Source organism: Amycolatopsis sp. NPDC000009 (genome assembly GCF_055563465.1).
In genome coordinates, this window is the sequence record NZ_JBVHDI010000036.1 from 1 (window position 1) to 26,423 (window position 26,423).

Annotated in this window: 14 protein-coding genes; 5 read left to right on the forward strand and 9 right to left on the reverse strand. The window is 70.4% G+C overall.

Annotated elements, in window-relative coordinates; genetic code table 11:
* Positions 1-1,723 precede the first annotated feature (1,723 nt).
* Complete coding sequence (locus tag ACZ3HL_RS43740; RefSeq protein WP_465537827.1) at positions 1,724-7,219, forward strand: ATP-binding protein; 5,496 nt, start codon at positions 1,724-1,726, stop codon at positions 7,217-7,219.
* Positions 7,220-7,269: 50 nt separating this feature from the next.
* Here the strand turns inward: ACZ3HL_RS43740 and ACZ3HL_RS43745 are convergent, their stop codons facing one another.
* The 5 genes from ACZ3HL_RS43745 to ACZ3HL_RS43765 all read right to left on the reverse strand — a co-directional run bounded on the left by ACZ3HL_RS43745 (position 7,270) and on the right by ACZ3HL_RS43765 (position 17,012).
* Positions 7,270-7,803: a bifunctional nuclease family protein gene (locus tag ACZ3HL_RS43745; protein ID WP_465412487.1), complete on the reverse strand. Its 534-nt coding sequence runs from the start codon at positions 7,801-7,803 to the stop codon at positions 7,270-7,272.
* Between the two features lie 23 nt (positions 7,804-7,826).
* Positions 7,827-9,584 (reverse strand): aa3-type cytochrome oxidase subunit I, encoded by a 1,758-nt coding sequence (ctaD, locus tag ACZ3HL_RS43750; protein WP_465537859.1) that lies wholly within the window; start codon positions 9,582-9,584, stop codon positions 7,827-7,829.
* A 385-nt stretch (positions 9,585-9,969) separates the two neighbouring features.
* A complete protein-coding gene (locus tag ACZ3HL_RS43755; RefSeq protein WP_465537861.1) occupies positions 9,970-14,061 on the reverse strand; it encodes a beta-ketoacyl synthase N-terminal-like domain-containing protein in 4,092 nt (1,363 codons plus the stop codon).
* Positions 14,062-14,097: 36 nt separating this feature from the next.
* Complete coding sequence (locus ACZ3HL_RS43760) at positions 14,098-15,675, reverse strand: SDR family NAD(P)-dependent oxidoreductase (RefSeq protein WP_465537828.1); 1,578 nt, start codon at positions 15,673-15,675, stop codon at positions 14,098-14,100.
* A 431-nt stretch (positions 15,676-16,106) separates the two neighbouring features.
* Positions 16,107-17,012 (reverse strand): LysR family transcriptional regulator, encoded by a 906-nt coding sequence (locus ACZ3HL_RS43765; protein WP_465537830.1) that lies wholly within the window; start codon positions 17,010-17,012, stop codon positions 16,107-16,109.
* A 71-nt stretch (positions 17,013-17,083) separates the two neighbouring features.
* On the opposite strand from ACZ3HL_RS43765, the gene ACZ3HL_RS43770 reads away from it, so the two are divergent.
* Positions 17,084-18,073, forward strand: a complete 990-nt coding sequence (locus ACZ3HL_RS43770) for a YeiH family protein (protein ID WP_465537832.1) — start codon at positions 17,084-17,086, stop codon at positions 18,071-18,073.
* On the opposite strand, the gene ACZ3HL_RS43775 is transcribed toward ACZ3HL_RS43770, so the two are convergent.
* A complete protein-coding gene (locus ACZ3HL_RS43775) occupies positions 18,051-19,226 on the reverse strand; it encodes an MFS transporter (RefSeq protein ID WP_465537834.1) in 1,176 nt (391 codons plus the stop codon). The two genes, ACZ3HL_RS43770 and ACZ3HL_RS43775, sit on opposite strands and share 23 nt — an antisense overlap.
* Positions 19,227-19,282: 56 nt before the next feature.
* Positions 19,283-20,179, reverse strand: a complete 897-nt coding sequence (locus ACZ3HL_RS43780) for a DMT family transporter (protein ID WP_465412481.1) — start codon at positions 20,177-20,179, stop codon at positions 19,283-19,285.
* Between ACZ3HL_RS43780 and ACZ3HL_RS43785 the strand changes: the two genes are divergently transcribed.
* Together ACZ3HL_RS43785 and ACZ3HL_RS43790 are read left to right on the forward strand one after the other, a co-directional pair.
* Entirely contained in the window at positions 20,178-21,602 is a 1,425-nt protein-coding gene (locus tag ACZ3HL_RS43785) for an aminotransferase-like domain-containing protein (RefSeq protein WP_465537835.1), read from the forward strand. The genes ACZ3HL_RS43780 and ACZ3HL_RS43785 overlap by 2 nt on opposite strands.
* A gap of 37 nt (positions 21,603-21,639) precedes the next feature.
* Positions 21,640-22,338, forward strand: coding sequence for a Crp/Fnr family transcriptional regulator (locus tag ACZ3HL_RS43790; protein WP_465412479.1), 699 nt, complete (start codon positions 21,640-21,642; stop codon positions 22,336-22,338).
* On the opposite strand, the gene ACZ3HL_RS43795 is transcribed toward ACZ3HL_RS43790, so the two are convergent.
* Positions 22,310-22,870, reverse strand: coding sequence for a hypothetical protein (locus ACZ3HL_RS43795; RefSeq protein ID WP_465537837.1), 561 nt, complete (start codon positions 22,868-22,870; stop codon positions 22,310-22,312). The two genes, ACZ3HL_RS43790 and ACZ3HL_RS43795, sit on opposite strands and share 29 nt — an antisense overlap.
* A gap of 341 nt (positions 22,871-23,211) precedes the next feature.
* Between ACZ3HL_RS43795 and ACZ3HL_RS43800 the strand changes: the two genes are divergently transcribed.
* Positions 23,212-24,732 (forward strand): sialidase family protein, encoded by a 1,521-nt coding sequence (locus ACZ3HL_RS43800; protein WP_465537839.1) that lies wholly within the window; start codon positions 23,212-23,214, stop codon positions 24,730-24,732.
* A gap of 201 nt (positions 24,733-24,933) precedes the next feature.
* Here the strand turns inward: ACZ3HL_RS43800 and ACZ3HL_RS43805 are convergent, their stop codons facing one another.
* The gene (locus ACZ3HL_RS43805; protein WP_465412476.1) at positions 24,934-26,343 is read right to left on the reverse strand and encodes a DHA2 family efflux MFS transporter permease subunit; all 1,410 of its coding nucleotides are present in this window, start codon (positions 26,341-26,343) and stop codon (positions 24,934-24,936) included.
* Positions 26,344-26,423 lie beyond the last annotated feature (80 nt).

The following is a 26,423-nucleotide window of genomic DNA, read 5'->3' on the forward strand; positions in this document are numbered from 1 at the left end:
ACCCGCTACGACAAACTCGCCGTCCGCTACGAAGCCACCGCGCACATCGCCGCGATCAACGAGTGGCTCTGAACTACTTCGATACAGGCCCTAGCGTCCCTGGCCCCGAGGTCTGTCGCCGGAAAACGACCACAGGGCCCGCGTCTGGGCGGGTTGCCGGAGTCCGGCTACGGAACCAAGCATAAGGCTGACGTCAGCCACCCCTTGGACTCGCGCTTGAGGCAAGCCCTGGAACGTCGCCAGAAAACGGCGACGGCCCTCAGGTTTGGCTTCGTTGCCGGATTTCGGCCACGGTGCCGAGGTCGGTGTGCCATACGGTGGCGCCCCGTGGCCGCGCCCGCCATACAGCTACCGTCTACTGCCCCTAGCCGCCCCGAGGCCGGCCCCACGCCCGTCGCCAGAAAACGACCACGGCACCATGCCTGGGTTCCTTACCGGATTTCGGCCACGGAGTCAGGGCCGGTGCAACATGCGGTGGCTGTGCCCGTCATACAGCTAACAACCGCCACCCCAAACCCCACCGTCGCCGAAAAACGGCCACGGCACCCAGGTTTAGATTCGGCGACGGAGCCGGGCCTGTGTGCCATGCGGTGACGCTCCGAGGCCGCATCCGTCATACAGCTACCATCCACTGCCCCTAGCCGCCCCGAGGTCGACCCCACGCCGTCGCCAGAAAACGGCCACGGCACCCATGCCTGGATTCGTTGCCGCAATCCGGCCACAGCCCAAAAACCGCGCACCACACGGCAGCGCCTCACACCTCATAGCCGCCCCCACCACAACCAACCTCCACCACCCCAAGCCACGCGCCCGAGGGGCCGTCGCCAGAAAACGGCCACGACACCATGCCTGGGTTCCTTACCGGATTTCGGCCACGGAGTCAGGCGCCGGTGCACCATGCGGTGGCTGTGCCCGTCATACAGCTAACAACCGCCACCCCAAACCCCACCGTCGCCGAAAAACGACCACGGCACCCACGCCTAGAGATTCGGCGACGGAGCCGGGTCAGGTGTGCCATGCGGTGGCGTCTCGCAGCTGCGGCCGCCATACAACTACCGTCCACCACCCCAAGCCACGCGCCCGAGGGGCCATCGCCAGAAAACGACCACGACACCCACACAGCCAACAGCCCAACCCCCAACCGTCGCCGAAAAACGACCACGACCCGCGAGGGCAACGCCACCCGTTGCCGCAAAACGGCCACAACCAGATCGAGGGCGTCACCCACCTGCCGGCGAGCTGCCCGGAATCACCACACCCGACACTCGCCGACACCCCACCGCGACATCCCCAGACCACAGCGACGACCAACGCCGCCACCCGGCAGCCGCCACCCAGCCCAGATCCGTCGCCGGGAAACAGCTACGGCATCATGCCGCCACGGCACCGCCGCTCGCCGAAAACCGGCCACGACGCCCCAGGGCAACAGCCACACCCGCCAGCCACGACATGCCCGATGAAACCGGCGTGAACACCGGATGACACCTCGCGAACCCGGCTACCAACCCCGACCCCCAGTTGTCCACTTCATCACGTCATCAGCCCCCTCCACTAGGTGTTCCAGGACACTTTTTGGCGGGTTCCTACAACACCCGGCCCTCGGCATGCGCCACCGACGACATTCTCGTACCGGCCGGTAAGAGGCAGGCTGTTGGACAGGAACAGAAGACTGTCCCGCCCGTGATCCGGCGGGGCGGTGTCGCGCACTTGGGAGGCTCAGTCGGTGTTCAGTCGTGTCGCCATCGTCAACCGCGGAGAAGCCGCGATGCGGCTCATCCACGCCGTCCGCGAGCTTTCGGCGGAGACCGGACGGCGGATCGAGACCGTCGCGCTCTTCACGGACGCGGACCGGTCGGCGACGTTCGTGCGGGAAGCCGACATCAGCTACAACCTCGGCCCCGCGTCGGCGCGTCCGTATCTGGATTTCGCCGTGCTGGAGCGGGCGTTGACCGAGACCGGGGCCGACGCGGCCTGGGTCGGATGGGGGTTCGTGGCCGAGGATCCGGCCTTCGCCGAGTTGTGTGAACGGCTGGGCGTCACCTTCATCGGCCCGAGCGCGGACGCCATGCGCAAGCTCGGCGACAAGATCGGCGCGAAGCTGATCGCCGAAGAGGTCGGCGTCCCGGTCGCCCCGTGGAGCCGCGGCGCCGTCGCGGATCTCGACGCCGCCATCAAGGCCGCCGGCGAGATCGGCTACCCGCTGATGCTCAAGGCGACCGCGGGCGGCGGCGGCCGCGGTATCCGCGTCATCACCTCCCCCGACGAGCTCGAGGACGCCTACGAGCGCACCAGTCTGGAGGCCGAGCGCGCCTTCGGCAGCGGCGTCGTCTTCCTGGAGCGCCTGGTCACCGGCGCCCGGCACGTCGAGGTCCAGGTCATCGCCGACGGCCAGGGCACCGCGTGGGCGCTCGGCGTCCGCGACTGTTCGGTGCAGCGCCGCAACCAGAAGATCATCGAGGAGTCCGCCTCCCCGGTGCTGGCGCCCGAGCAGGCCGACGAGCTCAAGCGGTCGGCCGAGCGGCTCGCGCTCGCGGTCGATTACCGCGGCGCCGGCACGGTCGAGTTCCTCTACCACCCCGGCGACAAGCTGTTCGCGTTCCTCGAGGTCAACACCCGCCTGCAGGTCGAGCACCCGATCACCGAGCTGACCACCGGCATGGACCTGGTCAAGGCCCAGCTGCACGTCGCTTCCGGCGGCAAGCTCGAAGGCGTCCAGCCCGCCGAATTCGGTCACGCCGTCGAGGCGCGGCTCAACGCCGAGGACCCGGACCGCGACTTCGCACCGTCGCCCGGCCGCATCGCGCGCCTGGACCTGCCCGCCGGCCCCGGCATCCGGGTCGACACCGGGGTCAGCGAAGGCGACACGATCCCGGCCGACTTCGACTCGATGATCGCGAAGATCATCGCCTACGGCCGCGACCGTGACGAGGCGCTCGGCCGTCTGCGCCGCGCGATGGCCCAGACCACGGTCATCATCGAGGGCGGCGCGACCAACAAGAGTTTCGTCCTCGACCTGCTCGACCAGCCCGAGGTGATCGACGGCAGCGCGGACACCGGCTGGATCGACCGCGTCCGCGGCGAAGGCAAGCTGGTCACGCACCGCCATTCGGCGATCGCGCTCGCGGCCGCCGCGATCGAGGCATACGAGGACGAGGAAGCCGTTGAGCGCCAACGGCTTCTCTCCACCGCGCACGGCGGCCGCCCGCAGGTCCAGCACGAGAGCGGCCGTCCGCTCGATCTCAAGCTGCGCGGCGCCGCGTACCGCGTGAGCGTCGCCCGGATCGGCCACCGCCGGTTCCGCGTCGGTGTCTCGGCGGGCGGCGGCGACATCCACCCCGCCGACGTCGAGGTCGACCGGTTCGACGAGCACACCGGCCAGATCACCGTCAACGGCACCCGGTTCCGCCTGGTCACCGGCACGCACGGGCCGATCCACCTGGTCGAGGTCGACGGCGTCACCCACCGCGTCAGCCGGGACGAGGGCGGCGTCGTCCGCTCCCCCGCGCCGGCGCTCGTCGTCGCGACCCCGTTGGAGGTCGGCGCGGAGGTCGAGGCCGGCGCGCCCGTGCTGGTACTGGAAAGCATGAAGATGGAGACGGTGCTCCGCGCGCCCTTCCGCGCGAAGCTGCGTGAGTGCGTCGTCTCGGTGGGCAGTCAGGTCGAGACCGGTGCTCCCCTGTTGCGGCTCGAGCCGCTGGCGGAGGAAGGGGCGGAGGTCGCCGAGGACACGGGCAGTGTCGAGATCGAACTGCCCGCGGAGCCGGACGACACCTCGGCCGCGCAGCGGATCACCCGTGGCCAGCAGGATCTGCGCAGTCTCCTGCTCGGCTTCGACGTGGACCCGCACGACGAGCGCCGCACGCTCAGCACGTACCTCGCCGCCCGTGCCGAACTGGAGGGCAACGGCGACCGCCCGCTGGAGGGCGAGGTCGAGCTGCTGACCGTGTTCGCGGACCTCTCCGAGCTGATGCGCAACAAGCCGGCGCGCGAAGACGCCAAGACGGACACCCGGGTGCACAGCTCCCGCGAGTTCTTCCACGCCTATCTGCAGAGCCTCGACGTCGAACGCGCCGGGCTGTCGGAGTCGTTCCAGAACAAGCTCAAGAAGGTGCTGTCGCACTACGGCATCGAGGACCTGGAGCGCACGCCGGAACTGGAAGAGGCGGTCTTCCGCATCTTCCTCGCCCAGCAGCGGACCTCGTCCGACGTCGCGGTCGTCACCGCGTTGCTGCGGCAGTGGCTCACCGAGCCGCAGCCGTTCGAGTCGATGCGCGAGCCGGCGGGCAAGGCGCTGGAGGCGCTGATCGCCGCCACCCAGCTCCGTTTCCCGGTGGTCGGCGACCTGGCGCGCAGCGTGGTGTTCCGCTGGTTCGCCCAGCCGCTGCTCCGCCGCACCCGCGCCGAGGTGTACAGCGAGGTCCGCAAGCATCTGCGTCACCTCGACCTGCACCCGGATTCGCCGGACCGCGCCGAGCGGATCGCGAGCATGCTGGCCAGCGCGCAGCCGCTGGTCCGCCTGCTCGGGCAGCGGATCGGCCGCCCCGGCACCGATCACACCCCGCTGCTGGAAGTGCTGAGCCGCCGCTACTACGGCAACCGCGCGCTCACCGGTGTCCAGCAGGTCACCGTCGGTGGCTGCACCTTCGTCACCGGTGACTACACCGACGACGACGAGCGGTTCCACATGGCCACCACCGCCCTCGACCGCGCCGGGCTCCCCGGGGCGATCAAGGCGGTCGCCGATCTCGCCGCGAAGCTGCCCGCCGACACCGACGTCGAGGCGGACCTCTACCTGACCTGGGACGACGAGTCCGCCGACGACGACACGATGGCCGCCGGGCTGCGCGAGGTCCTCATGGCCGGGTCGCTGCCGAGCCGGATCCGCCGGATCACCACCACCGTCGCCGGGCACGGCGGCGCGGTGATGCACCACCACTTCACCTTCCGCCCGTCCTCGACCGGGTTCAGCGAAGAGCGGCTGATCCGCGGCCTCCACCCGCTGATCGCCCAGCGGATGCAGTTGCAGCGGCTGGCGAACTTCGACCTGACGCGCCTGCCATCGGGCGACGAGGACGTCTACCTGTTCAAGTGCGTCTCGCCGATGAACCCGTCGGACCAGCGGCTGGTCGCGCTCGCCCAGGTCCGCGACCTGACGCCGTTGCGGGACAACGACGGCAAGCTGCTGGCCCTGCCCGCGGTCGAAGGGACGCTGGCGGGCTGCCTCGACGCGATCCGCGAGGTGCAGGCGAAGCTTCCGCCGAGGAAACGCTTCGACACCAACCGGATCATGCTGTACGTCTGGCCGACCAGCGAGCTCACCGGCGAGGAGCTGGACACGGTCGCGCAGCGTGTACAGCCGTCGACGGCGGGCGCGGGTCTCGAAGAGGTCCAGTTCCTCGGCAGGCAGCGCGACCGCGCGACCGGCGAGGTCAAAGAGGTCGCCGTGCGGATCGGCTACGACGTCAGCGGCGGCGTGCAGATGTCGCTGTCCGAGCCCACCACCGAGCCGATCCTGCCGCTCGACGACTACCGCCAGAACGTTCTGCGCGCCCGTCGCCGCGACACGGTGTACCCGTACGAGCTGACCGAGATGCTCGGTTCGTTCACCGAGTACGACATGGACGACACGAACACCCTCGTCCCGGTCGACCGGAAGAAGGGCCGCAACAAGGCGGCGATCGTCGCCGGTGTGGTCACCACGCCGACCGAACGGCACCCGGAAGGCGTCAAGCGCGTGGTGCTGCTCGGCGACCCGACGAAGGCGCTCGGCGCGCTGTCGGAGCCGGAATGCTCGCGGGTGATCGCGGCGCTGGACCTCGCCGAGCGGCTGCGGGTCCCGCTGGAGTGGTACGCGCTCTCGGCGGGCGCCCGGATCTCGATGGAGTCCGGCACCGAGAACATGGACTGGGTCGCGGCCGCCCTCAAGCGGATCGTGCACTTCACCCAGAACGGCGGCGAGATCAACATCGTCGTCGCCGGGATCAACGTCGGCGCCCAGCCGTACTGGAACGCCGAAGCGACGATGCTCATGCACACCAAGGGAATCCTGGTGATGACGCCGGATTCCGCGATGGTGCTGACCGGCAAGCAGTCGCTCGACTTCTCCGGTGGCGTGTCGGCGGAGGACAACTTCGGCATCGGCGGCTACGACCGCGTGATGGGCCCGAACGGCCAGGCGCAGTACTGGGCGCCGAACCTCGCCGCGGCGCGTGACGTGCTGATGTCGCACTACGACCACACCTACGTGGCGCCGGGCGAGCCCGGTCCCCGCAAGGCGGTCACGAACGACCCGATCGACCGGGACATCTCGTCGTTCCCGCACGCGGCGGTCGACAGCGACTTCACCACGGTGGGCCAGATCTTCTCGCGGGAGGCCAACCCCGACCGCAAGAAGCCGTTCGACATCCGCACCGTGATGCGCGCGCTGTCGGACCAGGACCACCCGGTACTGGAGCGCTGGCCGGGCATGGCGGACGCGGAGACCGCGGCCGTGCAGGACGTGCACCTCGGCGGGCGGCCGGTGTGCCTGCTCGGGATCGAGTCCCGTTCGGTGCCGCGCCGCGGTTTCCCGCCCACCGACGGCCCGGACACCTACACCGCGGGCACGCTGTTCCCGCGGTCGTCGAAGAAGGCGGCGCGGGCGATCAACGCGGCCAGCGGCAACCGGCCGCTGGTGGTGCTGGCGAACCTGTCCGGCTTCGACGGCTCGCCGGAGTCGATGCGGAAGCTCCAGCTGGAGTACGGCGCGGAGATCGGCCGGGCGATCGTCAACTTCGAAGGCCCGATCGTGTTCACCGTGATCTCGCGGTACCACGGCGGCGCGTTCGTGGTCTTCTCGAAGGCGCTGAACCCGAACATGACGGTGCTGGCGCTGGAAGGCTCGTTCGCCTCGGTGCTCGGCGGCGCGCCCGCCGCGGCGGTCGTGTTCGCCGGTGAGGTCAACGCGCGGACGGCGGCGGATCAGCGGGTGCGGTCGCTCAACGAGAAGCTCAGCGGGGCGACCGGTGCCGAACGCGCCGCGCTCGCGGCGGAACTGGCCGAGGTCCAGGCGTCGGTGCGGGCCGAGAAGCTGGGCGCGGTCGCGGCGGAGTTCGACGGCGTGCACAGCATCGAGCGTGCGGTGAAGGTCGGTTCGGTGGACGCGATCATCAGCGCCGCCGAGATGCGGCCGCGCATCATCGAGGCGATCGAGCAGGGCCTGGCGAAGCACGCCAACTGAGCCGAAGGGGGCCTTTCAGCGCGAATTTCGCGCCGAAGGGCCCCTTCGGCTCACTGGTCGGGCGGAGGTTCCCCGAAATCCTCCGGCGCGATCTTGTCCAGCGCCTCCCGGAACTCCTCGACCGCCCGTTCCTGCGCGACCGGGTCCGACGGCACCGCGGGCAGTTCCGCGTCCGGGCCGGCACCGACGATCTCGACCCGCACGGAAGCGACCTCCAGCACCGCATCGGCCACCTCGATCCCGACCCCGGCGCGCAACCCGATCGCGACCGCGTCGCTCGGCCGCGCCGAGACGCGGATACCGGAATCGAGCACCAGGTCGGCGAAGAAGATGCCGTCCCGCAGCGCGGTGACCTGGACCCCGGTGACCCGGTGCCCGAACGACTCGACCACCTGGCCGATCAGTTCGATCGTGCCCGGCCGCGGCAGCCGGATCCGCTCCTGCGCGAGCGCCACCGCGCTCGCCTCGGGGCCGCCGATCGTGATCGCCAGCCAGCGTCGTTCGCCCTGCCGCTCCCGCAGCAACATCACCGGGGCCGCTTCCGGAGCCAGGACTGCCATCCCTTCGACATCCATGGGGATCATGCGCGGTACCTCATTCCCTCTCCTCAGGCCGTGTCGTCGTCCTTCAGTGCCTTGTCCGCCACCACTTCCGACGGGGTGGCCTGGTCTCGACGCTGGAACGGGGTCGTATGCCCCTCGGCGCGCAGCCTGGGGATCATGTGGGGGTAGTGGAGTTCGAACGCCGGGCGTTCGGACCGGATCCTCGGGAGATCGAGGAAGTTGTGCCGGGGTGGCGGACAGGTCGTCGCCCATTCCAGGGAATTCCCGTGTCCCCACGGATCGTCCACTTCCACGACCTCCCCGAACCGGTAGCTGCGGACGACGTTCCACAGGAACGGCAGCACCGAAGCGCCGAGCAGGAAGGCACCGATCGTGGAAATGGTGTGCAGCAGGGTGAATCCGTCGGTGCTCAGGTAGTCGGCGTAGCGGCGCGGCATTCCTTCGTTGCCGAGCCAGTGCTGCACGAGGAACGTCGTGTGGAAGCCGATGAACGTGGTCCAGAAATGGAGCTTCGCGAGCCGCTCGTCGAGCATCCGCCCGGTCATCTTGGGGAACCAGAAGTAGATCCCGGCGAACGTGGCGAACACGATGGTGCCGAACAGCACGTAGTGGAAGTGCGCCACCACGAAATAGGTGTCGTGGATGTGGAAGTCCAGCGGCGGCGCGGCCAGGATGATCCCGGTCAGCCCGCCGAGCAGGAACGTCACCATGAACCCGATCGACCACAGCATCGGTGATTCGAAGGTGAGCTGCCCCTTCCACATCGTGCCGATCCAGTTGAAGAACTTGATCCCGGTCGGCACCGCGATGAGGAAGGTCATGATGGAGAAGAACGGCAACAGCACCGCGCCGGTGGCGAACATGTGGTGCGCCCACACGGCGAAGGACAGCGCGGTGATCGCGATCGTCGCGAACACCATGAGCTTGTAGCCGAAGAGCGGTTTCCGGCTGAACACCGGCACGATCTCGGTGATGATGCCGAAGTACGGCAACGCGACGATGTAGACCTCGGGATGGCCGAAGAACCAGAACAGGTGCTGGAACAGGATCGCCCCGCCGTTGGCCGGATCGAACACGTGCGCGCCCAGCCGCCGGTCGGCCATCAGCCCGAACAGGGCCGCGGTGAGGATCGGGAAGACCGCCAGGATCAGGATCGTGGTGAACAGGATGTTCCAGGTGAACAGCGGTAACCGCCACATGGTCATCCCCGGCGCGCGCAGGCAGAGGATCGTGGTGACCATGTTGACCGCGCCCAGGATCGTCCCGAGCCCGGAGACGATCAGGCCCATGATCACCAGATCGGCGCCGACGCCCGGGGTGTGTGCGGCGTTGGACAGCGGCGTGTACATCGTCCACCCGAAGTCGGGCGCCCCGCTCGGCGTGAGGAACGCGCTGAGCGTCATCAGCCCGCCGAAGAGATACAACCAGTAGGAGAACGCGTTCAGCCGCGGGAAGGCGACGTCCGGGGACCCGATCTGCAGCGGCAGGATGTAGTTGGCGAACGCGAAGAGGTTCGGTGTCGCGTACAGCAGCAGCATGATGAGGCCGTGCATGGTGAACAGCTGGTTGTACTGCTCCTGGGAGAGGAACTGCATCCCCGGCCTGCCCAGTTCGCCGCGCATCAGCAGTGCCATGAAGCCACCGACGAGGAAGAACGCGAACGAGGTGCTCAGGTAGAGCACGCCGATGGTCTTGTGGTCGGTGGTGCGGACGATCTTGAGGAACACGCTGCCCTTGGGCGCCCGGCGCCGCCCGCCGAAACGGACGGCCTCCGGGCGGGGCGAGGTCTTCACCGCGGTCATGGCGACTCCCAGCACGAGGACGCACCTTCTGAAGGCTGGTACCCCTCCAGGAGAGTCCCTACACGCGAGCTTTTCAAGAGGCCGAAGGGGACCATGCCCGCGTCTGATGAGGTGAACGCGCCCTTCACCGCGTGCGATGCGGGGAAAGGCCCCTTCAGCCGCTCAGGAGAGCTTCCCCGCGTCGACCGCGAGTGGCACTCCGTGCCACAGACTTTCGCGGACGGCGGCGGCCACGTGTGCCAGGAGCGCCATCCGGGGCACGTGGGGCACCACGAGCCCCTTGTCCCCACCGGCCCCACGGTGCCGGAGGTGACGAACACGGTCGACACCGCCGGGTCGAGCCGGCGAGCCACCGGACGACCTCCGGGCACCCAGGTTCAAGCGGTCATTCTTCGTTCTCCGTCCAAGCCACGACGTAATCCTTCTCCGGAGTGGTGATCGTGGTGTGCCATACCGGATACCGGGCACCGTTCGCCGCGACGGTGAGCCGCCCGTCGTCCACGCCGACGACGGTGAAACCGTGCGGGCCGGTGCGGAGCCGTTTCGCGACGGCTTCCTTGGCGGCCCGGAATCTGGTGAACCACAAGGTTTCCGGTTCACCGAACAGGGCACGTTCCGCCGCGCCGAGGACCGCGGCGACCGTGCTCTCCGGCCGGTCTTCGACAGCTTCGACGTCGATTCCGCACGGTCCCGGGCGGGCGATGGCGACGCCGAGCGCGTCCCGGTGGGCGATCGAGACGGTGAGGTCCGGCAGCGTCCTTCCGTAGGCGCCCGAGACCTTCGGCGCCCCCGAGGAGTCGCTCCCGACGCGGAGCTCGGCGGGGAAGACGTCCCCCTCACCGTTTGTCCACAATAGACGACGGATGGCGTCCTTCGCCGCGATACGGCCGAGCAGCCAGGCCCGCTTCCGGCGCGTCGGCTGGTCGGCGTACGCCTGTCTTTCCTCACCGGCCAGCACGTTCCGCATGATCAGATCTCGGGTCGCCGGATCCGCCCACTGCTCACGGACCAGCGCCCAGCCGCCGGGCCGTTCTTCCGACAGCGTGGCGCGTTCGGGCCGCCGGTCCATCGCCCGGATCACCGGATTGCTGTCGAAGCGGCGATCGCGCCAGCCCTCGACCTCGGCCCAGACCCGGTCGCCGCGGATCAGCTGGACGTCCGCCTCGAGTTCCGCGTCGGTCACCGACACGATGCGGACGACGCAGCCGACCCGGTCCCCCGGTAACGGATGCTCGCCGTAGAACCGGATCCGCCGCATCCCCACCGGGAACACCGTGGTGCGGGCGGGCAGCCGCGACATGATCCAGTATCCGAGCAGCTGTCCGGCGTTGTCCAGCAGCGCCCCCGGCGCCTCCGGGGTCCGCAGCACGCCGCGCACGTGCCGGTCCCCCACCGCGACCAGTTCCTCGACGCCCTGGAACTTCGGCCCGTGGAACATCCACCGATCGGAGTACAGCTGCTCGGCGCGCAGATCCGGGATCCGTTCCCGTTCGGCCGGGAAGGACCAGGGGCCGGGCGGATCGGCGGGGAACCCGGCGTCCAGGTCGATGACGGCCCTGGAATAGTCGCCGAGAGACACGCCGACCCGGGAAGCGCCTTGCGGCACCACGGTCACCGGGACGTCCAGCGCGGGGATCGCGGCCATCCACTGGTTCAGCCGGACATCCTCCAGCGCGACCGCGCGCCTGCCCGGCGCGGCCTGTTCGGCGAAGTCCAGCAGGTGCCCGATCACCGTCGTGGCGGGCACGACCGGCCACGAGTCGGCGGGATCCGCGCCGGGAGGCTGTTTGAAGAGACAGTGGTCGAGCAGATACGGCATCGTCTCGACGGAGACGCGGAGTTCGGTGCGCAACGGCCGCGCCCGGGGAGCCTGAGGGTTCCGTTCCCCGATACGGTCCAAAGTGGACTTCTTCGCCCCGGAGGACCTGAAGCCGCGCCGGACACCCTCGTCGAGCGACACCAGGGCGCCGCCGAGGTCGAGCCGGATCGTCCGGCCGCGGTTCACGCCGCCTTGGCCCGGCAGGCGCTCGAACGCCGGATCGGCACCGTCGGCCCACAACCCGGTCACCACCCGCGACAGCTGCGGGAGCCCGGGCCGCTGCGCGGCGACGACGAGGTGTTCGCGATCGTGCAGGGTGTTCCCGATCAGCGAGCCGAGCTGTCCCGCGCCCGCCTGCACGAACGCGCGGAAGCCCGCCGCGTACATGTTCTCGACGAGGGCGCGGAACCGCACCGGCTCCAGCAGCTGCCGCACGAACAGTTCCCGCAGTCCGGCGTCCGGCGACGGGTAGCGCCGTCCCGTCGTGGCCGACCAAACGGGTAGTTCCGCCGGCCGCGGCGGGCAGCGCTCGGCGGCGTGGCGGATCGGGCCGAGATACGGCGTGAGCATCGGCGTGTGGAACCCGGACCGGGACGGCAGCACCTGGGAGATCACGCCGTCGGCGCGGAATCCACGCACGAAATCCTCGACGGCCTCCGCCGGCCCGCAGATCATCGACCGGTTCGGCGCGTCGTCGTGGGAAAGGACCACTTCGGACTGTCCTTTGAGGACTTCGAGAACCGACGACGCCGGCGCGCCGATCACCGCGAGGGCCAGCCCCGGCACCTCGAGCGCGCCGGGATCGATGCCAGCCAGGAACGAGTCGACCTCCGGGTCGGAGTGGATCCCGGCGACGGCCATGGCGGTCCACTCCCCCAGGCTGTACCCGGCGAGCGCGTCCGGGGTCACGCGCAGGCCGCGTAACGCCTTGTCGAGGAGCCTGCTCAGCTGGAACACGCCCTTGCCGTGCCGGGCGACGTCCTCTGCGTGTGGCTCGAATTCGTTCTCCAGCCCGGGAAAGACGAACGCGAGTTTGCCGCCGCCCGCGCCGAGCAGCGGTTCCGGAACGAACCAGAGGTCGTTGCGGCCGCGCCAGGGGCTGCCCTTCGCGACCACCTTCCTGGCCAGGTTCAGCCGTTTGGGCGTCGGGTCGACGAGACCGAGCCGCACCCGGCCACGGCCGGGGTCGCCACCGCTCAGGACGTCGTCGCGGTCGAGCAGGCAGCCCATCTCCGCGACGGTCGGCGCCGAGAGCCGCAGGACGCGTTCGGGTTCGGAGACCTCGGCGCCCGCCCGGGTCGCGGTCTGTTCCAGCACGACGTGGGCGTTGATCCCGCCGAAGCCGAAGGCGTTGACCCCGGCCCGCCGCACCGGCCGCCGGTCGTCGGTCTCCCAGACCTTCGCGGCACCGAGCGTCTCGAACCGGGTCGCCGCCAGCGCCGGATGTGGGTCCTCGCAGTGCAAGGTGGGCGGGAGAACCCCGTGGTACACGGCCAAAGCGGCTTTGACCAGCCCGGCGACACCCGCCGACGGCATGGTGTGCCCGATCATCGACTTGACCGAGCCCAGCACCGCCGTCGGCTCGTCCGCCCGCCCGAAGACCTCCGCGATCGTCGCGAGTTCGGCCGCGTCGCCCGCCGGGGTCGCGGTCCCGTGCGCTTCGAGCAACCCGATCGTGGCGGGATCGGCACCCGCCGCGGTCCACGCCTGCCGGACCGCGCGGACCTGCCCGGCGGTGTCCGGATGGCACAGTCCGGCGGTCCGCCCGTCGCTGGCCACACCGGTTCCGGTGACGACGGCGTAGACCCGGTCCCCGTCCCGTTCGGCGTCCGCGAGCCGCTTCAGCACGACGACCCCGGTGCCCTCACCGATCAGCACCCCGTCCGCGTCCCGGTGGAACGGCCGGATCCGCTGACTGCGTGACAACGCGCCCAGCTGCGAGAACACACTCCAGAAGGTGACGTCGTGACAATGGTGGACGCCACCGGCCAGCACGACGTCGCATCGCCCGGTCGCCAGTTCGCGGACGGCGTGGTCGACGGCGACGAGCGAGGAGGCGCAGGCCGCGTCCACCGTGTACGCGGGTCCCCGCAGGTCCAGCCGGTTCGCCAGCCGGGAGGCGGCCAGGTTGGGCACGAGCCCGATCGCCGCTTCCGGGGCTTCGGGGCCGAGCCGGTCGGTGAAGGCCTGCCGAACCTCCTCCAGCCGCTCACCCCCGAGATCGGGCATCAGTTCGCCGAGGGTGCGGACGAGCTGGGTGGCCGTGCGGACCCGCTGGTCGAGCCGTACCAGGCCGGGAGTGAGGTAGCCGCCGCGGCCGAGGATGACACCGGTCCGCTGCCGGTCGGTGGGCAGCCGGTGCTCGCCGCCCGCGTCCGCGATGGCCTGCGCGGCCACCCGCAACGCGATCAGCTGGTCAGGTTCGGTCCCCGGGATCGACGACGGCAGCACCCCGGAACCGGTGACGTCCACCTCGACCGGCTCACCGACGAAACCGCCGCGACGGCAGTAGATCCGGTCCGCCCGCGGTGGCGCGTCGGGCTGGTAGAAGCCCGGATCCCAGCGGTCCGGCGGGACTTCGGTGATGGCGTCGACGCCGTCGACGATGTTGCGCCAGTAGGTGTCCAGATCGGGGGCGCCGGGGAACAGCACCGACATCCCGACGATCGCGATCGGGGGCGTTCCGGCCACCGGTCACCACCCCGACGCGGCGTAGGTGACGGCCGTGAGGCCCTCGTCGCCCCATGCCAGTTCGCGCAGCAGGCTCAACGTGCCTTCCTCGGGGTCGATCAGCTCGATCCCGCGCCTGGCGTAGTCCCGCATCAGGTCCGGGGCGGCCATCGGGTCGCCTGCCCCGGTGGGCGCCCATGGTCCCCAGTGGACGGTGAGTCCGCGCCGTCCGTACACAGTGGACCATCGATGCCCCAGGGCCTCCAGCGCGTCGTTCGCCGCCGCGTAGCCGGACTGGCCACGGTTCCCCAGTGTCGCGGCGATACTGCCGAACAGGACGGCGAACTTCGGTGCCTCCGGCAGTTCACCCACCGCCGCGAGCAAGGTGCTCGCCCCTTCGACCTTGGTGACGAAGACACGGTCGAACGACGCCGGGTCCTTCGCCGCGATCAGCTCGTCCTCGACGGCGCCCGCCGCGTAGACGATTCCGTCGATCCGCCCGTGTTCGGCGTGGATCTCCTTGACCGCGCGGTGCACGGCTTCCGCGTCGAGTACGTCCACCGAGTGGTAGCGCACCGGGCTGCCGAGGTCGCCGATCCGCCGCAGCGTCCCGCGGACCTCCCGTTCGGCCTCGACGATCCGGAGGACCCGTTCGACCTCGGCCGGTTCGGTCAGCCCGCCGCCGATCAGAGCCGCGCGCAGTTCTTCCGTCGTCGTGGCGGTGGCGATCCCCGGTTCCTCGCCGTCGATGGGCACGGCGGTGCGGCCGAACAGTTCGACGCGGCAGCGCGACGCCGAGGCCAGCGTGGTGGCCAGCCGGGCGGTGATGCCTCTGGCGCCGCCGACGAGGAGGACGACCGAATCGGAGTCCAGGCCCAGCGCCTCGGCTTCGGCCGTCCCGTCACCCGCCGGACCCGCGTCCGTGCCGCCGAGCGGGTCGAGGCCTTCCTCCGTCAGCCGCAGGCCGCGCCGCGCGCCGTCGCGGCGGACGACGACCGGCTCCCAGTCCCCGGCGGACAACTCCGCGAGCAGAGCCTCCACCTGATCGTCCACAGTGGATTCAGGAGGTTGTTCGACCACCCGGGCGACCGTGTCCGGATACTCCCTCGCCACCGTCCGGAAGAAGCCGCGGGCACCGTCGGCGGGTCCGTTCGCGATGAGCCAGCGCGGCCCTCCCGCCAGAACCGCCTGATACAACGCGAAGTCGTCGGGGAACGACGGGGACAGGTGGAACACGCCGTCCGCGCCTTGCCGCGGTGCGCCCTGGACCAGTTCGGTTTCGGCGCCGTACCCGGCGAGCCGGGCGGTGAGCAGGTCGGCGACCTGGCCTTCACCGACGACGGCGAAGCGGAGCCCGGCCAGTTCCTCGTCGACGGGGACGGAGTCGGCGAGGTCGAATTCCCGCATCAGGTAGCGCTTCGGTGCCGCTACGACGACGTCGGGCTCCTCGGCGGGCTCGGCGGGCACCGGTTCGGGCGCGGCCGGAACGGCACCGAGGTAGCCGAGCAGGACGTCCCGTTGCGCGGCGATCATCTCACGGCTGGTGCGAAGGAACTCCGAGATGAGCGCCTCGCCGCCATCGGTGCCGGGCCGGGAAGTCACGATCGCCTCCGTGGGATTCGCTGGTCGGGTGCAGGGCAGTGACGGGAAGCCGCCGGCACACGGAAGAGTTACTTGGTTACCGGGCGTACTTAAACGCAGGCGGGGCCTCACGTCAATACTCGACAGTAGGGTTTCCGGTCACAGGAACCGGATGGCGGAACGCCGACCCGCGAAACGCGAATAACGCGGCGAAGAATTCAGTGTTCCGCGTGCACCGATGTCCCGGTTTTCCCGCGGTGGCAAGGAAGAAACGGTCGACCCAGCGTCCGGTACGCCATCCGGCCCTGTTACCCGGAGTCCACCATTCCGCTTTCATCGGACCACCGGGAATGGTGGTCCGCACCTATTTCCGGAAATCGACGGCGATTCGCCCTATCGTCGGTATCGCGCCGATGGCGGATTCGGTATCACGAAGGGGAACGTGAGAAGACTCATCGGGCTTTCGCATTCCGGACCGCGATACTCAGCAGCTCCGCGGCCGGACCGGCGAGCCGCCGCCCGGCGGGCCATACCGCGCGCAGTTCCCGGCCGAAGTCGACGCCTTCCACCGCGACCGGGACGAGCCTGCGGTCGGCGACGTCGCGGGCGATGGCGAGTTCGCTGATCACCGCCGGTCCGGCGCCCGCGATCACGGCGTTGCGGACGGCGGAGGCGGAACCCAGCTCCAGCAACGGTTTCGCCGGTCCGACCCCGGCCTTGCGCAACGCCTCGTCGACGGTCTCCCTGGTCCCTGAACCCGGTTCGCGGACCACGAGCGGCGTGATCGCCAATTCGGCCGCCGTCAGCGGACGGCGTTTGCGCGCCCACGGATGGCTCGCGGGTACGACGAGGACCAGGCGGTCGGTGGCCACCCGCCGGGACGAGAGGCCTGGCAGCGAACCGGGCGACTCGACGAACCCGAGGTCGACCTTGCCCTCTCGCGCCATTTCGGCGGCCTGGTCGGAGTTGGTGACCTCCAGCCCGAGGTACAGCCCGGGGTCACCCCGTTTGAGCTCGCCGATCCAGCCGGGCACCAGATACTCGGCCAGTGTCATGCTCGCGGCGACCCGCAGATGCGCCTCGTGCTGGGTGCGCAACGCTTCGGCGCCGTCGAGCAGACCGTCGAGTTCGGACAGCACGCGGTGCGCCCAGCCGGCGATGACCCGGCCGTCGGGGGTGAGCGCGGAACCGCGCCGCGTGCGGTCGACCAGCACCAGCCCCAGCCTTCGTTCGACTGTGGACAGTCGTTTGCTCGCCGACGGCTGCGCGATCCCGAGACTGGCCGCGGCCTGCCCTATACTGCCGAGCTCGTCCACGAGCACCAGCAGGCGCAGGGAGTCCAGATCGGGTGTGGTCATAGCCCAAGTGTATGACCTACCCCTCTCATTCCCCGCTACCGAGGTCACCCCGCCCGGGCGAAGCTCGAACCATGAGCACCACGCACGCGAGACCGACGAAGCCCTACCTGACCGCCTTCGCGATCACCGGCGCCGGAGTGGCCGCCGCGTACCTGGTCGGCACCGCTTTCCCGGTCATCAGCGCGCTCACCATCGCCGTCGTGCTCGGCATCGTCACCGGATCACTGCCCTCGCTGTCCGACGGGACCCGGAAGGCCATCGCCGGGATCACCAAGAAGCTGCTTCGCGCCGGTGTCGTCCTGCTCGGTCTGCAACTGTCGCTCCCGGCCGTCCTGGCGCTGGGCCCCGGGACCCTGGTCGCCGTCGTGCTCACCGTCGGGATCACGTTCCTCGGCACGGTCGGTCTCGGCAGGCTCCTCGGCGTGCCCCGTGGCCTGGGGATCCTGGTCGCGACCGGGTTCTCGATCTGCGGCGCCTCCGCCATCGCCGCCATGGAAGGCGTCGTGAAACGCGAGGACTCGGACGTCGCGACCGCGGTCGCCCTGGTCACCTTCTACGGCGGGCTCGCCATCGCCGCGGTCCCGCTGATCGGCGGCTGGCTGCGGCTCGACGCGGCCCGGATCGGCGAGTGGGCGGGCCTCAGCGTGCACGAGGTCGCACAGGTCGTCGCCGCGGCCACCCCGGCCGGAAGCGCCGCCATCGCGGTCGCGATCGTGATCAAGCTCAGCCGGGTGGTCCTGCTGGCCCCGATGGTCGCCGCGGTCGGCGTGCACGAGCGGCACCGGCCGGTCGACGGCAAGCGGCCGCCACTGGTCCCGTTGTTCGTCCTCGGTTTCCTGGCCATGGCCGCCCTGCGCAGCACCGGGATCGTGCCGGGTTTCGCGCTCGACGTCGCGAAGGTCGCCTGCACCCTGCTGCTGGCCGGGGCGCTGTTCGGGCTGGGCTGCGCGGTCCGGATCGGCAAACTCGTCCGCACCGGGGGCCGCGCCCTGCTGCTCGGCCTGCTCTCGACGCTGCTGGTCGGCACCACCGCGCTGGTCACGCTGACCGTACTCGGCTGAGGACGGCGGCCGCGAGCAGCGCGACCACGCCTCCGGTGACCATCACGGCCGGGACGGAGACCGCGTCGACGACCAGCCCGCCGAGCAAGGCGCCCGCCGACAAGGTCGCTTGGAACGACGAGGTGAACAGCACCGACGCCGCTTCGGGCGCGTGCGGCGCCGCCCTCGCGAACCACGTTCCCGAGCAGACCGGGACCGCACCGTAGGCGAAGCCCCAGAGCACCAGCAGAGCGAGCGCGCCCGTTTTCGTGTCGCCGAGAAACGGCAACGCGCAGGTCACGACGCCGATCGAACCCGCCGCGGCGAGGAAGGTCCGCCGGAGATCGCGGGCGATCGCCGCCCCGGCCAGGAAATTGCCGGCGATCCCGGCGGTGCCGTAGACGAACAGGAAGACGGTGATCTGTTCCGGGCTCACCTGTGTCAGCTGGCGCAGGAGCGGCGTGACATAGGTGTAGGTCCCGAAGTGGGCGAGCACGACCAGCACCGTGACGAGCAGGCCGAGCCGCGTCGCCCGCTCGCGGGTCATCCCGCGGAGGACGCCGAGCCGGGTCGCGCCTGCCGACGGCAGTGGAGGCAACGCCCACGCCAGCGCGGCGAGGACGCCAACCGTGAAGACCGCCATCACGGCGAAAGCCGCCCGCCAGCCGAAGAGTTCGCCGAGGAACGTTCCCGCCGGCACCCCGAGCACCGAGCCGAGCGGGACGGCGGAGAAGATCACCGCGGTCGCCCTGCCCGCACGGTCCGGACCGACGAGCCGTTCGGCGAGGCCGGAGCCGATCGCCCAGAAGGCGCCGATCACCAGCCCGACCAGGACTCGCGAGACCAGCAACGCCCAGTACGCCGGCGCGGTCGCCGCGAGGACGTCGGCCGAGGCCAGCACCGCCATCAGCGCGCACAGCAGGATCCGGCGGTCGAGCCGTCCGGCGGCGACGGTGACGGCCGGGGCCGCGAGCGCGGCGAGGAAGCCGGGGAGGGTCATGGTCAGGCCCGCCGTCCCCGGCGTGATCCGGAAGTCCTCGCCGATCGGGGTCAGGAGGCCGATCGGCAGGATCTCCGTGGTGACGAGGGAAAAGATCCCGAGCGTCACCGCGAGGACGGCGAGCCATCCCTTCAGCGGGGTCCGCGCGGAGGTGTCGAGGGTCGAAGCGGTCATGTGCTTCAGCCCATCACCGCGCGGGCACCGCGGTCTGGCGGATTCGCGACGTCGATCTAGGTCCGGGACCGCTGGGTCACCACGATGCAGGCGACGACGATCAGCGCGGTCACCGGCGCGGCGGCCGGGAGATGCTCGCCGAGCAGCAGCACCGCCCAGACCAGGGTCAGCAGCGGCTGGGCGAGCTGCAACTGACTCGCCCGCGCGACACCGATCTCGGCCATTCCCCGGTACCAGGCGAAAAACCCGCCGAACTGCGAGATGAGCGCGACGTACAGCAGGCCGGCGATCCCCTCGCCGGTGATGTGCAGCGGTTCGGTCGCGAGCCCGAAGACGGCGAACGCTCCGGTGACCGGCAGCGCCATCACCAGCGCCCAGGCGATCACGTGCCAGCCCGCCATCTCCCTGGCCAGCCTGCCGCCCTCGGCGTACCCGAACGCGCACAACACGAGCGCGCCGAACAGGAACAGGTCCGCTGTGGACAGTCCGCCGCCGCTCTGCGCCACGGTGAACACGACGACGGCGCTCGCGCCGACCGCCGCCGCGAGCCAGAACCGGCGGGACGGCCGGTTCCCGGTCAGCTTCGAGGAGATGACGGCGGTGGCCAGCGGCAGCAGCCCGATCACCACCGCGGAATGCGCGGTCGACGAGGTCGTCAGCGCGAGCGTGGTGAGGATCGGGAACGCGAGGACGCAGCCGAGGGAGACCACGGCCAGGCCCCGCCACTGGTCGCGCCTCGGCAGCGGGACCCGGAAGACACGAAGACAGGTGCCGGCGACCAGCGCGGCCAGGACGCTGCGCAGCCCGGTGGCGGTCCACGGGTCGAAACCCTTGAGCGCCCACACGGTGGCGGGGAACGTGAACGAGAAGGCGAGGACACCCAACGCCGCCAACGCGGTCCCGGAGCGGACCGCTACTGCCCGGTCCGCGATAGCGCTATCATCCAGTCTCATGTCCGATGGTAGCAGCGTCACCAGCCTGGTCATACAGCTGCGGTCCACTCTGGAGCGCTATCCGATCGATGGAAAGCTCCCGTCCAGCCGGGAGCTGGTCCGCGAGCTGAAGGTGAGCCCGGTGACGGTGTCGCGCGCCATCGCCGCACTGGCCGCCGAAGGACTGGTGATCACCCGCCCTGGCGCCGGTGTCTTCCGCGCGCCGCCACCTCGTGAAGCGGCGGTGTCCGGTGACGTGTCGTGGCAGGAGGTGGCGCTGAGCTCGCAGTCCGGTACCCGCGCGATCGACGCGACCGGCGTGCTCACGGCGCTGAGCGATCCGCCTTCGGGCGTCATCGACCTCAACGGCGGCTACACGCATCCGAGCCTCCAGCCGGAACGCGAACTCGCGGCGGCGTCGGCCCGCGCCGGACGCCGCCCCGGCGCGTGGACACGGCCCCCGATCTGCGGCCTGCCCGAACTGCGGGCCTGGTTCGCCCGCGACATCGGCAGCCCCGTGAACGTCGAGAACGTGCTGGTCACCTCGGGCGGGCAGAGCGCGCTGACCACGGCCCTGCGCGCGCTCGGCGCTCCCGGCGCGCCGGTGCTGGTGGAATCCCCGACGTATCCGGGGATGCTCGCCATCGCGCGGGCGTCGGGGCTGCGGCCGGTCCCGGTGCCGATCGACCGCGACGGCGTCCGGCCCGAGCTGCTCGCGGACGCCTTCCGTGACACCGGCGCCCGGTTGTTCGTCTGCCAGCCCGCGTTCCAGAACCCGACCGGCGCGGTGCTGTGCGCCGAACGCCGCGCCGAGGTCCTGCGGATCGCCCGTGACGCGGGCGCTTTCGTCATCGAGGACGATTTCGCCCGGCTGATGGCGCATCCCGGCAGCCCCGCTCCCCCGCCGCCGCTCGTGGCGGACGACCCCGACGGCGTCGTGGTGCACGTCCGCTCGCTCACGAAGCCGGCGTCACCGAGCCTGCGGATCAGCGCGCTGGCCGCGCGTGGCCCGGCACTGGAACGCCTACGCGGGCTCCACGCCGTCGAGAGCTTCTTCGTGCCGCGCCCGCTGCAGGAAACCGCCCTCGAACTGGTGAGTTCTCCCGCCTGGGGCCGCCACCTGCGGAGCCTCGCGGCCTCATTGCGGGAGCGCCGCGACGTCGCCGTCTCGGCGCTGCGCGAGTTCCTGCCCACCTGGACCGCCGTCCCGGTCCCGACCGGCGGTTACCACCTGTGGCAGCCGCTCCCCGGCTTCGTCGACGAGGTGGCGCTGACCAGCGCCGCTTTCCGCGCCGGAGTAGCGGTCACCCCCGGCAGGATGTACTTCGCGGCCGAGGCCCCGGGGCCGTATCTGCGCCTGAGCTACGTCAGCGCCGCGACCGGCACGCAGCTGCGCGAAGGAGTCCAGCGCCTTTCCCAGGCGTACCAGGAGATCCCCGGCTGACATCTCGTACGATCGCGCACGGAGGCGACGAAAAGGGATGACACAGCCGGCGGCGGCGCCGCACGATCCACCCGGCAGGCTCTGGGAGCTGCTCGACGACGGCCAGCGCAAGGCGCTGCGTGCCGAGGCCGAACTGCGCCGGTATCCGGCGGGCACGGTGATCATCCGCGAGGGTGACCGGTCGGACTGGGTGCTGATCCTGATGACCGGCCGGGTCAAGATCACGTCGGTGTCCACCGGTGGTTACGACGCCGTGCTGGCCGTCCGGGATCCGGGCGACATCATCGGCGAGATGGCGTCGATGGACGGCAGCCTGCGCTCGGCCACCGCGATCGCCGTCGAGCCCGTCACCGGCCTTTGGCTGTCCTCGCGCGCGTTCAACGCCGTGCTCCGCGAGCATCCCGGCATCTCGGTGGTCCTGCTCCGCATCATCACCTCCCGCCTGCGCTACGCCAACTCGCGCCGCACCGAATTCGGGGACAGCACCGCGGCCGAACGGATCGCCGCGATCCTCGTCGACCTCGCCGAGCGGTACGGCGTGCCCGTCGCCGACGGCACCCTGATCGCCCTGCGGATCAGCCAGCGCGACCTGGCCGGGCTCGCGTCCGCGTCGCGGGAAGCCGTCGCGAGGACGCTGCGGACCCTGCGTGCCGACGGGTTGCTCAGCACCGGCCGCCAGCGGCTGGTGGTGCGGAGCGTGAACGATCTCAGGCAGCTCGCGCCCGACGACCACTGAGCCGCCACGGCAGACCGAAGTGCCGTTCCACGCGCGCTCCGGTGGACAGGAACAATTTCCGCACCCGCGGCTCGTTCTCCGGATCGAAGTCCGGTGTGGTCTCGATCAGCGTCGCGAGTTCGCGGACGAGCCCGGCTACGGACTTCCCGGGCACCAGCAGCACCCGCACCGGCGCGAGGCTGCGCACCGCGGGCGGTGGCGCGATGAGGTCGACCCGGGCACGGACCACGCCGGTCAGCCTCAGGAGCCGGAGAACGGCGCCCGTCATCGTCCAGGCCACCAGTTCCGCCAGGAGGACGGGCGACAGGATCAGCGCCACCCCGGCGGCCTGCCCGACGGCGATTCCCAGCATCAGCCAGTCCTCGAAGCCCAGGCGTTCTTCCCCCGCGGACCTGCCGCGGTGCCGGGTGAACGACACTTCGCGGTAGCGCTCGCTTTCGGTGACGATCGCGAGCGGGCGGATCCGGCGCAGCCAGGGCGCGAACCGGCGCACGATCAACCACTCCCCGCCCTCGGCGTCGGTCACTCGCATCGCGTTTCCCCTCATCGGTGTGCAGCTCTCCGACGAAGCGGCGGCCGATGCCGTTCCCCCCGGCCGGCAACCGCCGGTGGGTCCCGCCCCTGGCCGGACCCACCGGCGCCACGACGCGAACCGGTGACCGACCGCCCCTCACCCGCTCCGGATCGATCACCGTCATCGGCCCTCCCTTCCGATCTCGCGCCGTGTCCGGCGGGAACGAGCCTGGCAGGGATCACCTCGTCGTTCTGTGTCACCTGACACAAAGCGCGAAACCGGGTTGTACGCGTCTTGTACGAGCCGGAAGGACTCTCATGTCCCGTCACCTGAACCGAATCCAGGACGGAGTCACTCCCGTGAAGATCTCCCGCGTCGCACAGGGCCTGTTCGCGGCCCTCGTCGCCACCGCGGCGGTCGGCGCAGCGCCGGCCACCTCCCTCGCCGCGCCGGCCACCGGCGACCAGTTCTCGGCCGCCGCGGTCGGGAACACGTTGGTGTACAAACAGAAAACAGAAGGTTACGACTGTTTCAGAATCCCCGCCATCGTCAAGGCGAACAACGGTGAACTGCTCGCGTTCGCCGAAGGCCGCAACGGCGGCGCCAGCTTCTGCAACGACCGCGGCGACATCGACCTCGTCGTGAAACGCTCCGCCGACAACGGCAAAACCTGGAGCGCCCCGAAGATCGTCATCGAAGGTTTCGGTGACACCAAAGGAAACCCGACACCGATCGTGATCCCGTCCACCGGGCGGATCGTGCTGCTCTCGGTGATGGAATGCGTCAAGAACCCCGACTGCAACCGGATTCCGCGCGTGTCGATCAGTGACGACCACGGCAAGACCTGGACCGCGCCCAAGGTGCTCACCACGCAGCTCGGGTTCGGCACCGCGCCCGGCTGGCTCGCGACCGGGCCGTCGCACGGCATCGTGCTGACCCGTGGCGCGCACGCGGGCCGCCTCGTCGCCGGGATGAGTTACACCATCGACGGCAAGAACAGCGGCGCGCTCGTCTACAGCGACGACCAAGGTGTCACGTGGAAGCGTGGCGCCACCGACACCCCGGCGGCGTCGGCCGGGCTGAACCCGCAGGAGATCAGCGTCACCGAACTGCTCGACGGCCGGGTCTACGCCGCGGCGCGCAACCAGGCCAACAACGACGACAAATGTCTCAGCGGTGGCGCCAAGAACCGTGCCTACGCCATCAGCTCCGACGGCGGGGCGAGCTTCTCCACCAGATTCACCTTCGAGGAGGATCTGATCACCCCCGTGGTGCAGGCCTCGACCGCACGGATGACCGCGACCGACAAGGCGGGCAAGTACAACCGGATCCTGTTCGCCGCGCCGTCGGTCTGCGACCGCCGCAAGGAACTCGTCGTGCGATCGTCGTTCGACGAGGGCGCGAACTGGCAGGGCAAGCCCGCCGGAACGCTGGTGTGGAGCGGTGACGCCGCGTACTCCGACATGGTCCAGCTGTCCTCGGGCTCGGTCGGCGTGCTGTACGAAGCGGGCCCGGCGGGGAACGCCAACGAGACCATCCGCTTCTCGACCGTCACCGAGACGACCCTCGGCGCCCCGGTGTGCGGCGGCGGATACGGCGTGATCGACTCGGCCCCGCTCGGGACGGCGGGCACGGTTTACCTGTCCTACAACGCTTCCAATGGGCAGAACTGTGTCAGCACGATGAAGAGCGAGTCCGTGGGCACCGCGACCGCGACGTCGGCCTACCTCGAGGTGGCGGGGTCGTCCCGGATCACCGACTCCGGGTCGTTCTCGTGGTTCGCCGGCCCGGTGCGGGCGGCCGCGGCGGGCAAATGCGTGAAGTGGGGCGGTTCCGCGGGCGGGAAGTCGTACAACAGCCCGTCGGAACACTGCGGCTGAGCGCTGGGCTCGTGAGTGGTAAGGACGGTTAGAACCGTCCTTACCACTCACGAGACCCAACCGGACGACACACGTGACCGACCGGACGACACGACCGCGCGGATGGGGCTCCGCCGCGTGTCGTCCGTCCAATCACGTGTGTCGTCCGTCCAATCACGTGTGTCGTCCGGTCAGTCACACGAAACCGCCGCCCGCACACCGTCACCGGCGGCGCGTCACCCACCAGAGCCTCGCGCCCAGCACCGCGGCGATCGCCGCCGCGGCGGTGAGCCACCAGAACGTCGCCCGGAAGGCCGCGTCCGCGCCCGCGGGCAACAGGTTGGCCAGCACGACGGCGAACAGGGCCGTCCCGGCCGCGCCGCCGACGCGGCTGACGATGTTGATCTGCGCGGCGGCGTCGGGCAACTGTTCCTTGGTGACGGCCGCGTACCCGGCCGTCGTCGCGGGCATCAGCAGGAACGCCACGGCGATTCCCCTGGCCACCAACAGGATCTGCACGACGACGCCGTCGGGCGGGAACCCGCCGATGGCGAAGGGGACGGTGGTGGCGAGCGTCGCGACGCTCCCCCAGGCGGCGATCAGGCCCGCGCCGTAGCGGTCGGTGAGCTTTCCGGAGATCGGCAACGCGATCGCCGTGCCGACCCCGAGCCCCATCAGCAGCAGCCCCGTTTCGACGACCCCGCTCCCACCCAGTACCTGGAAGTACAGCGGCAGCAGGAAAAGCGCACCGAACAACGCGGGCGCCGCGAAGAAGGACAACGCGACCGCCGCGGTGTAGACGCGGCTCCGGAGCAACGTCAGGTCCATGACCGGGTTCTCCCTGCCCCACGACCGCCGGACGAACAGCGCCAGCAGCACGACCCCCGCGACGAGCGGCACCAGCACCCCGGCACCGAACTCTTCACCGCCTTCACCCCAGGTGGTGAGCCCGTACAACAGGGCCGGGATTCCCGCGCTCACCAGGACGAAGCCGAACCAGTCCGGCCGGGTCGCCGCACCCTTCTCGCCACGAGGCACCAAACGCAGCCCGAGTACCAGCGCGATCACGCCGACCGGGATGTTGATCAGGAACAGCCACTCCCACGAGAGACCGCGCAGCAGGACACCGCCGAGGACCGGGCCGAACGTCGGGCCGACGCTCATCACGATGCCCAGCGTCCCCATGACGCGGCCGAGCCGGGCGGGCCCGACCGCCTGGCCGAGCACCGTCTGCCCGGCGGGCAGGAGCAGTCCGGCGGCGAGGCCCTGCAGCACCCGCAGCCCGATCAGCCAGCCCACGTTCCCGGCGAGCGCGCACAGCGCCGAAGCCACGGTGAAGGCCGCCAGCGACGCCAGCCAGACCCGGCCCGAGCCAAACCGGCGGCTGAGCCAGCCGCACAACGGCAACGCGACCGCCAGCGCGACCAGGTACGCGGTGAAAACCCATTGCACGGAAGCGATTCCGGCGCCGAGTTCACGGGTGAGCGTCTCGGCTCCGACCGCGAGGACCGTGGTGTCCAACATGGTCATGAAGGCGCCGAGCACGATCACCCAGGCCATCCGCCAGGCCTCGGCCGGAACCTTGTCCGGCGGCGGGACCGCTTTCGCCCGCCGTTCCAGCGAAACAGCCATCGAAGTGTTCTCCTCACGTGCCCCAGGGATCTAGACCTGGCTCACGCTAAGACCTCGACTTAACTCAAGGTCAAGAGAAG

Bases quoted from the DNA above. Each gene is read 5' to 3' on its own strand.
- ACZ3HL_RS43745 (WP_465412487.1), bottom strand. From the start codon at position 7,803: ATGATCCCCATGGATGTCGAAGGGATGGCAGTCCTGGCTCCGGAAGCG.
- ctaD (WP_465537859.1), bottom strand. From the start codon at position 9,584: ATGACCGCGGTGAAGACCTCGCCCCGCCCGGAGGCCGTCCGTTTCGGC.
- ACZ3HL_RS43755 (WP_465537861.1), bottom strand. From the start codon at position 14,061: ATGTCGGTGCTGTTCCCCGGCGCCCCCGATCTGGACACCTACTGGCGC.
- ACZ3HL_RS43765 (WP_465537830.1), bottom strand. From the start codon at position 17,012: ATGACCACACCCGATCTGGACTCCCTGCGCCTGCTGGTGCTCGTGGAC.
- ACZ3HL_RS43770 (WP_465537832.1), top strand. From the start codon at position 17,084: ATGAGCACCACGCACGCGAGACCGACGAAGCCCTACCTGACCGCCTTC.
- ACZ3HL_RS43775 (WP_465537834.1), bottom strand. From the start codon at position 19,226: ATGACCGCTTCGACCCTCGACACCTCCGCGCGGACCCCGCTGAAGGGA.
- ACZ3HL_RS43785 (WP_465537835.1), top strand. From the start codon at position 20,178: ATGTCCGATGGTAGCAGCGTCACCAGCCTGGTCATACAGCTGCGGTCC.
- ACZ3HL_RS43780 (WP_465412481.1), bottom strand. From the start codon at position 20,179: ATGAGACTGGATGATAGCGCTATCGCGGACCGGGCAGTAGCGGTCCGC.
- ACZ3HL_RS43790 (WP_465412479.1), top strand. From the start codon at position 21,640: ATGACACAGCCGGCGGCGGCGCCGCACGATCCACCCGGCAGGCTCTGG.
- ACZ3HL_RS43795 (WP_465537837.1), bottom strand. From the start codon at position 22,870: ATGCGAGTGACCGACGCCGAGGGCGGGGAGTGGTTGATCGTGCGCCGG.
- ACZ3HL_RS43805 (WP_465412476.1), bottom strand. From the start codon at position 26,343: ATGGCTGTTTCGCTGGAACGGCGGGCGAAAGCGGTCCCGCCGCCGGAC.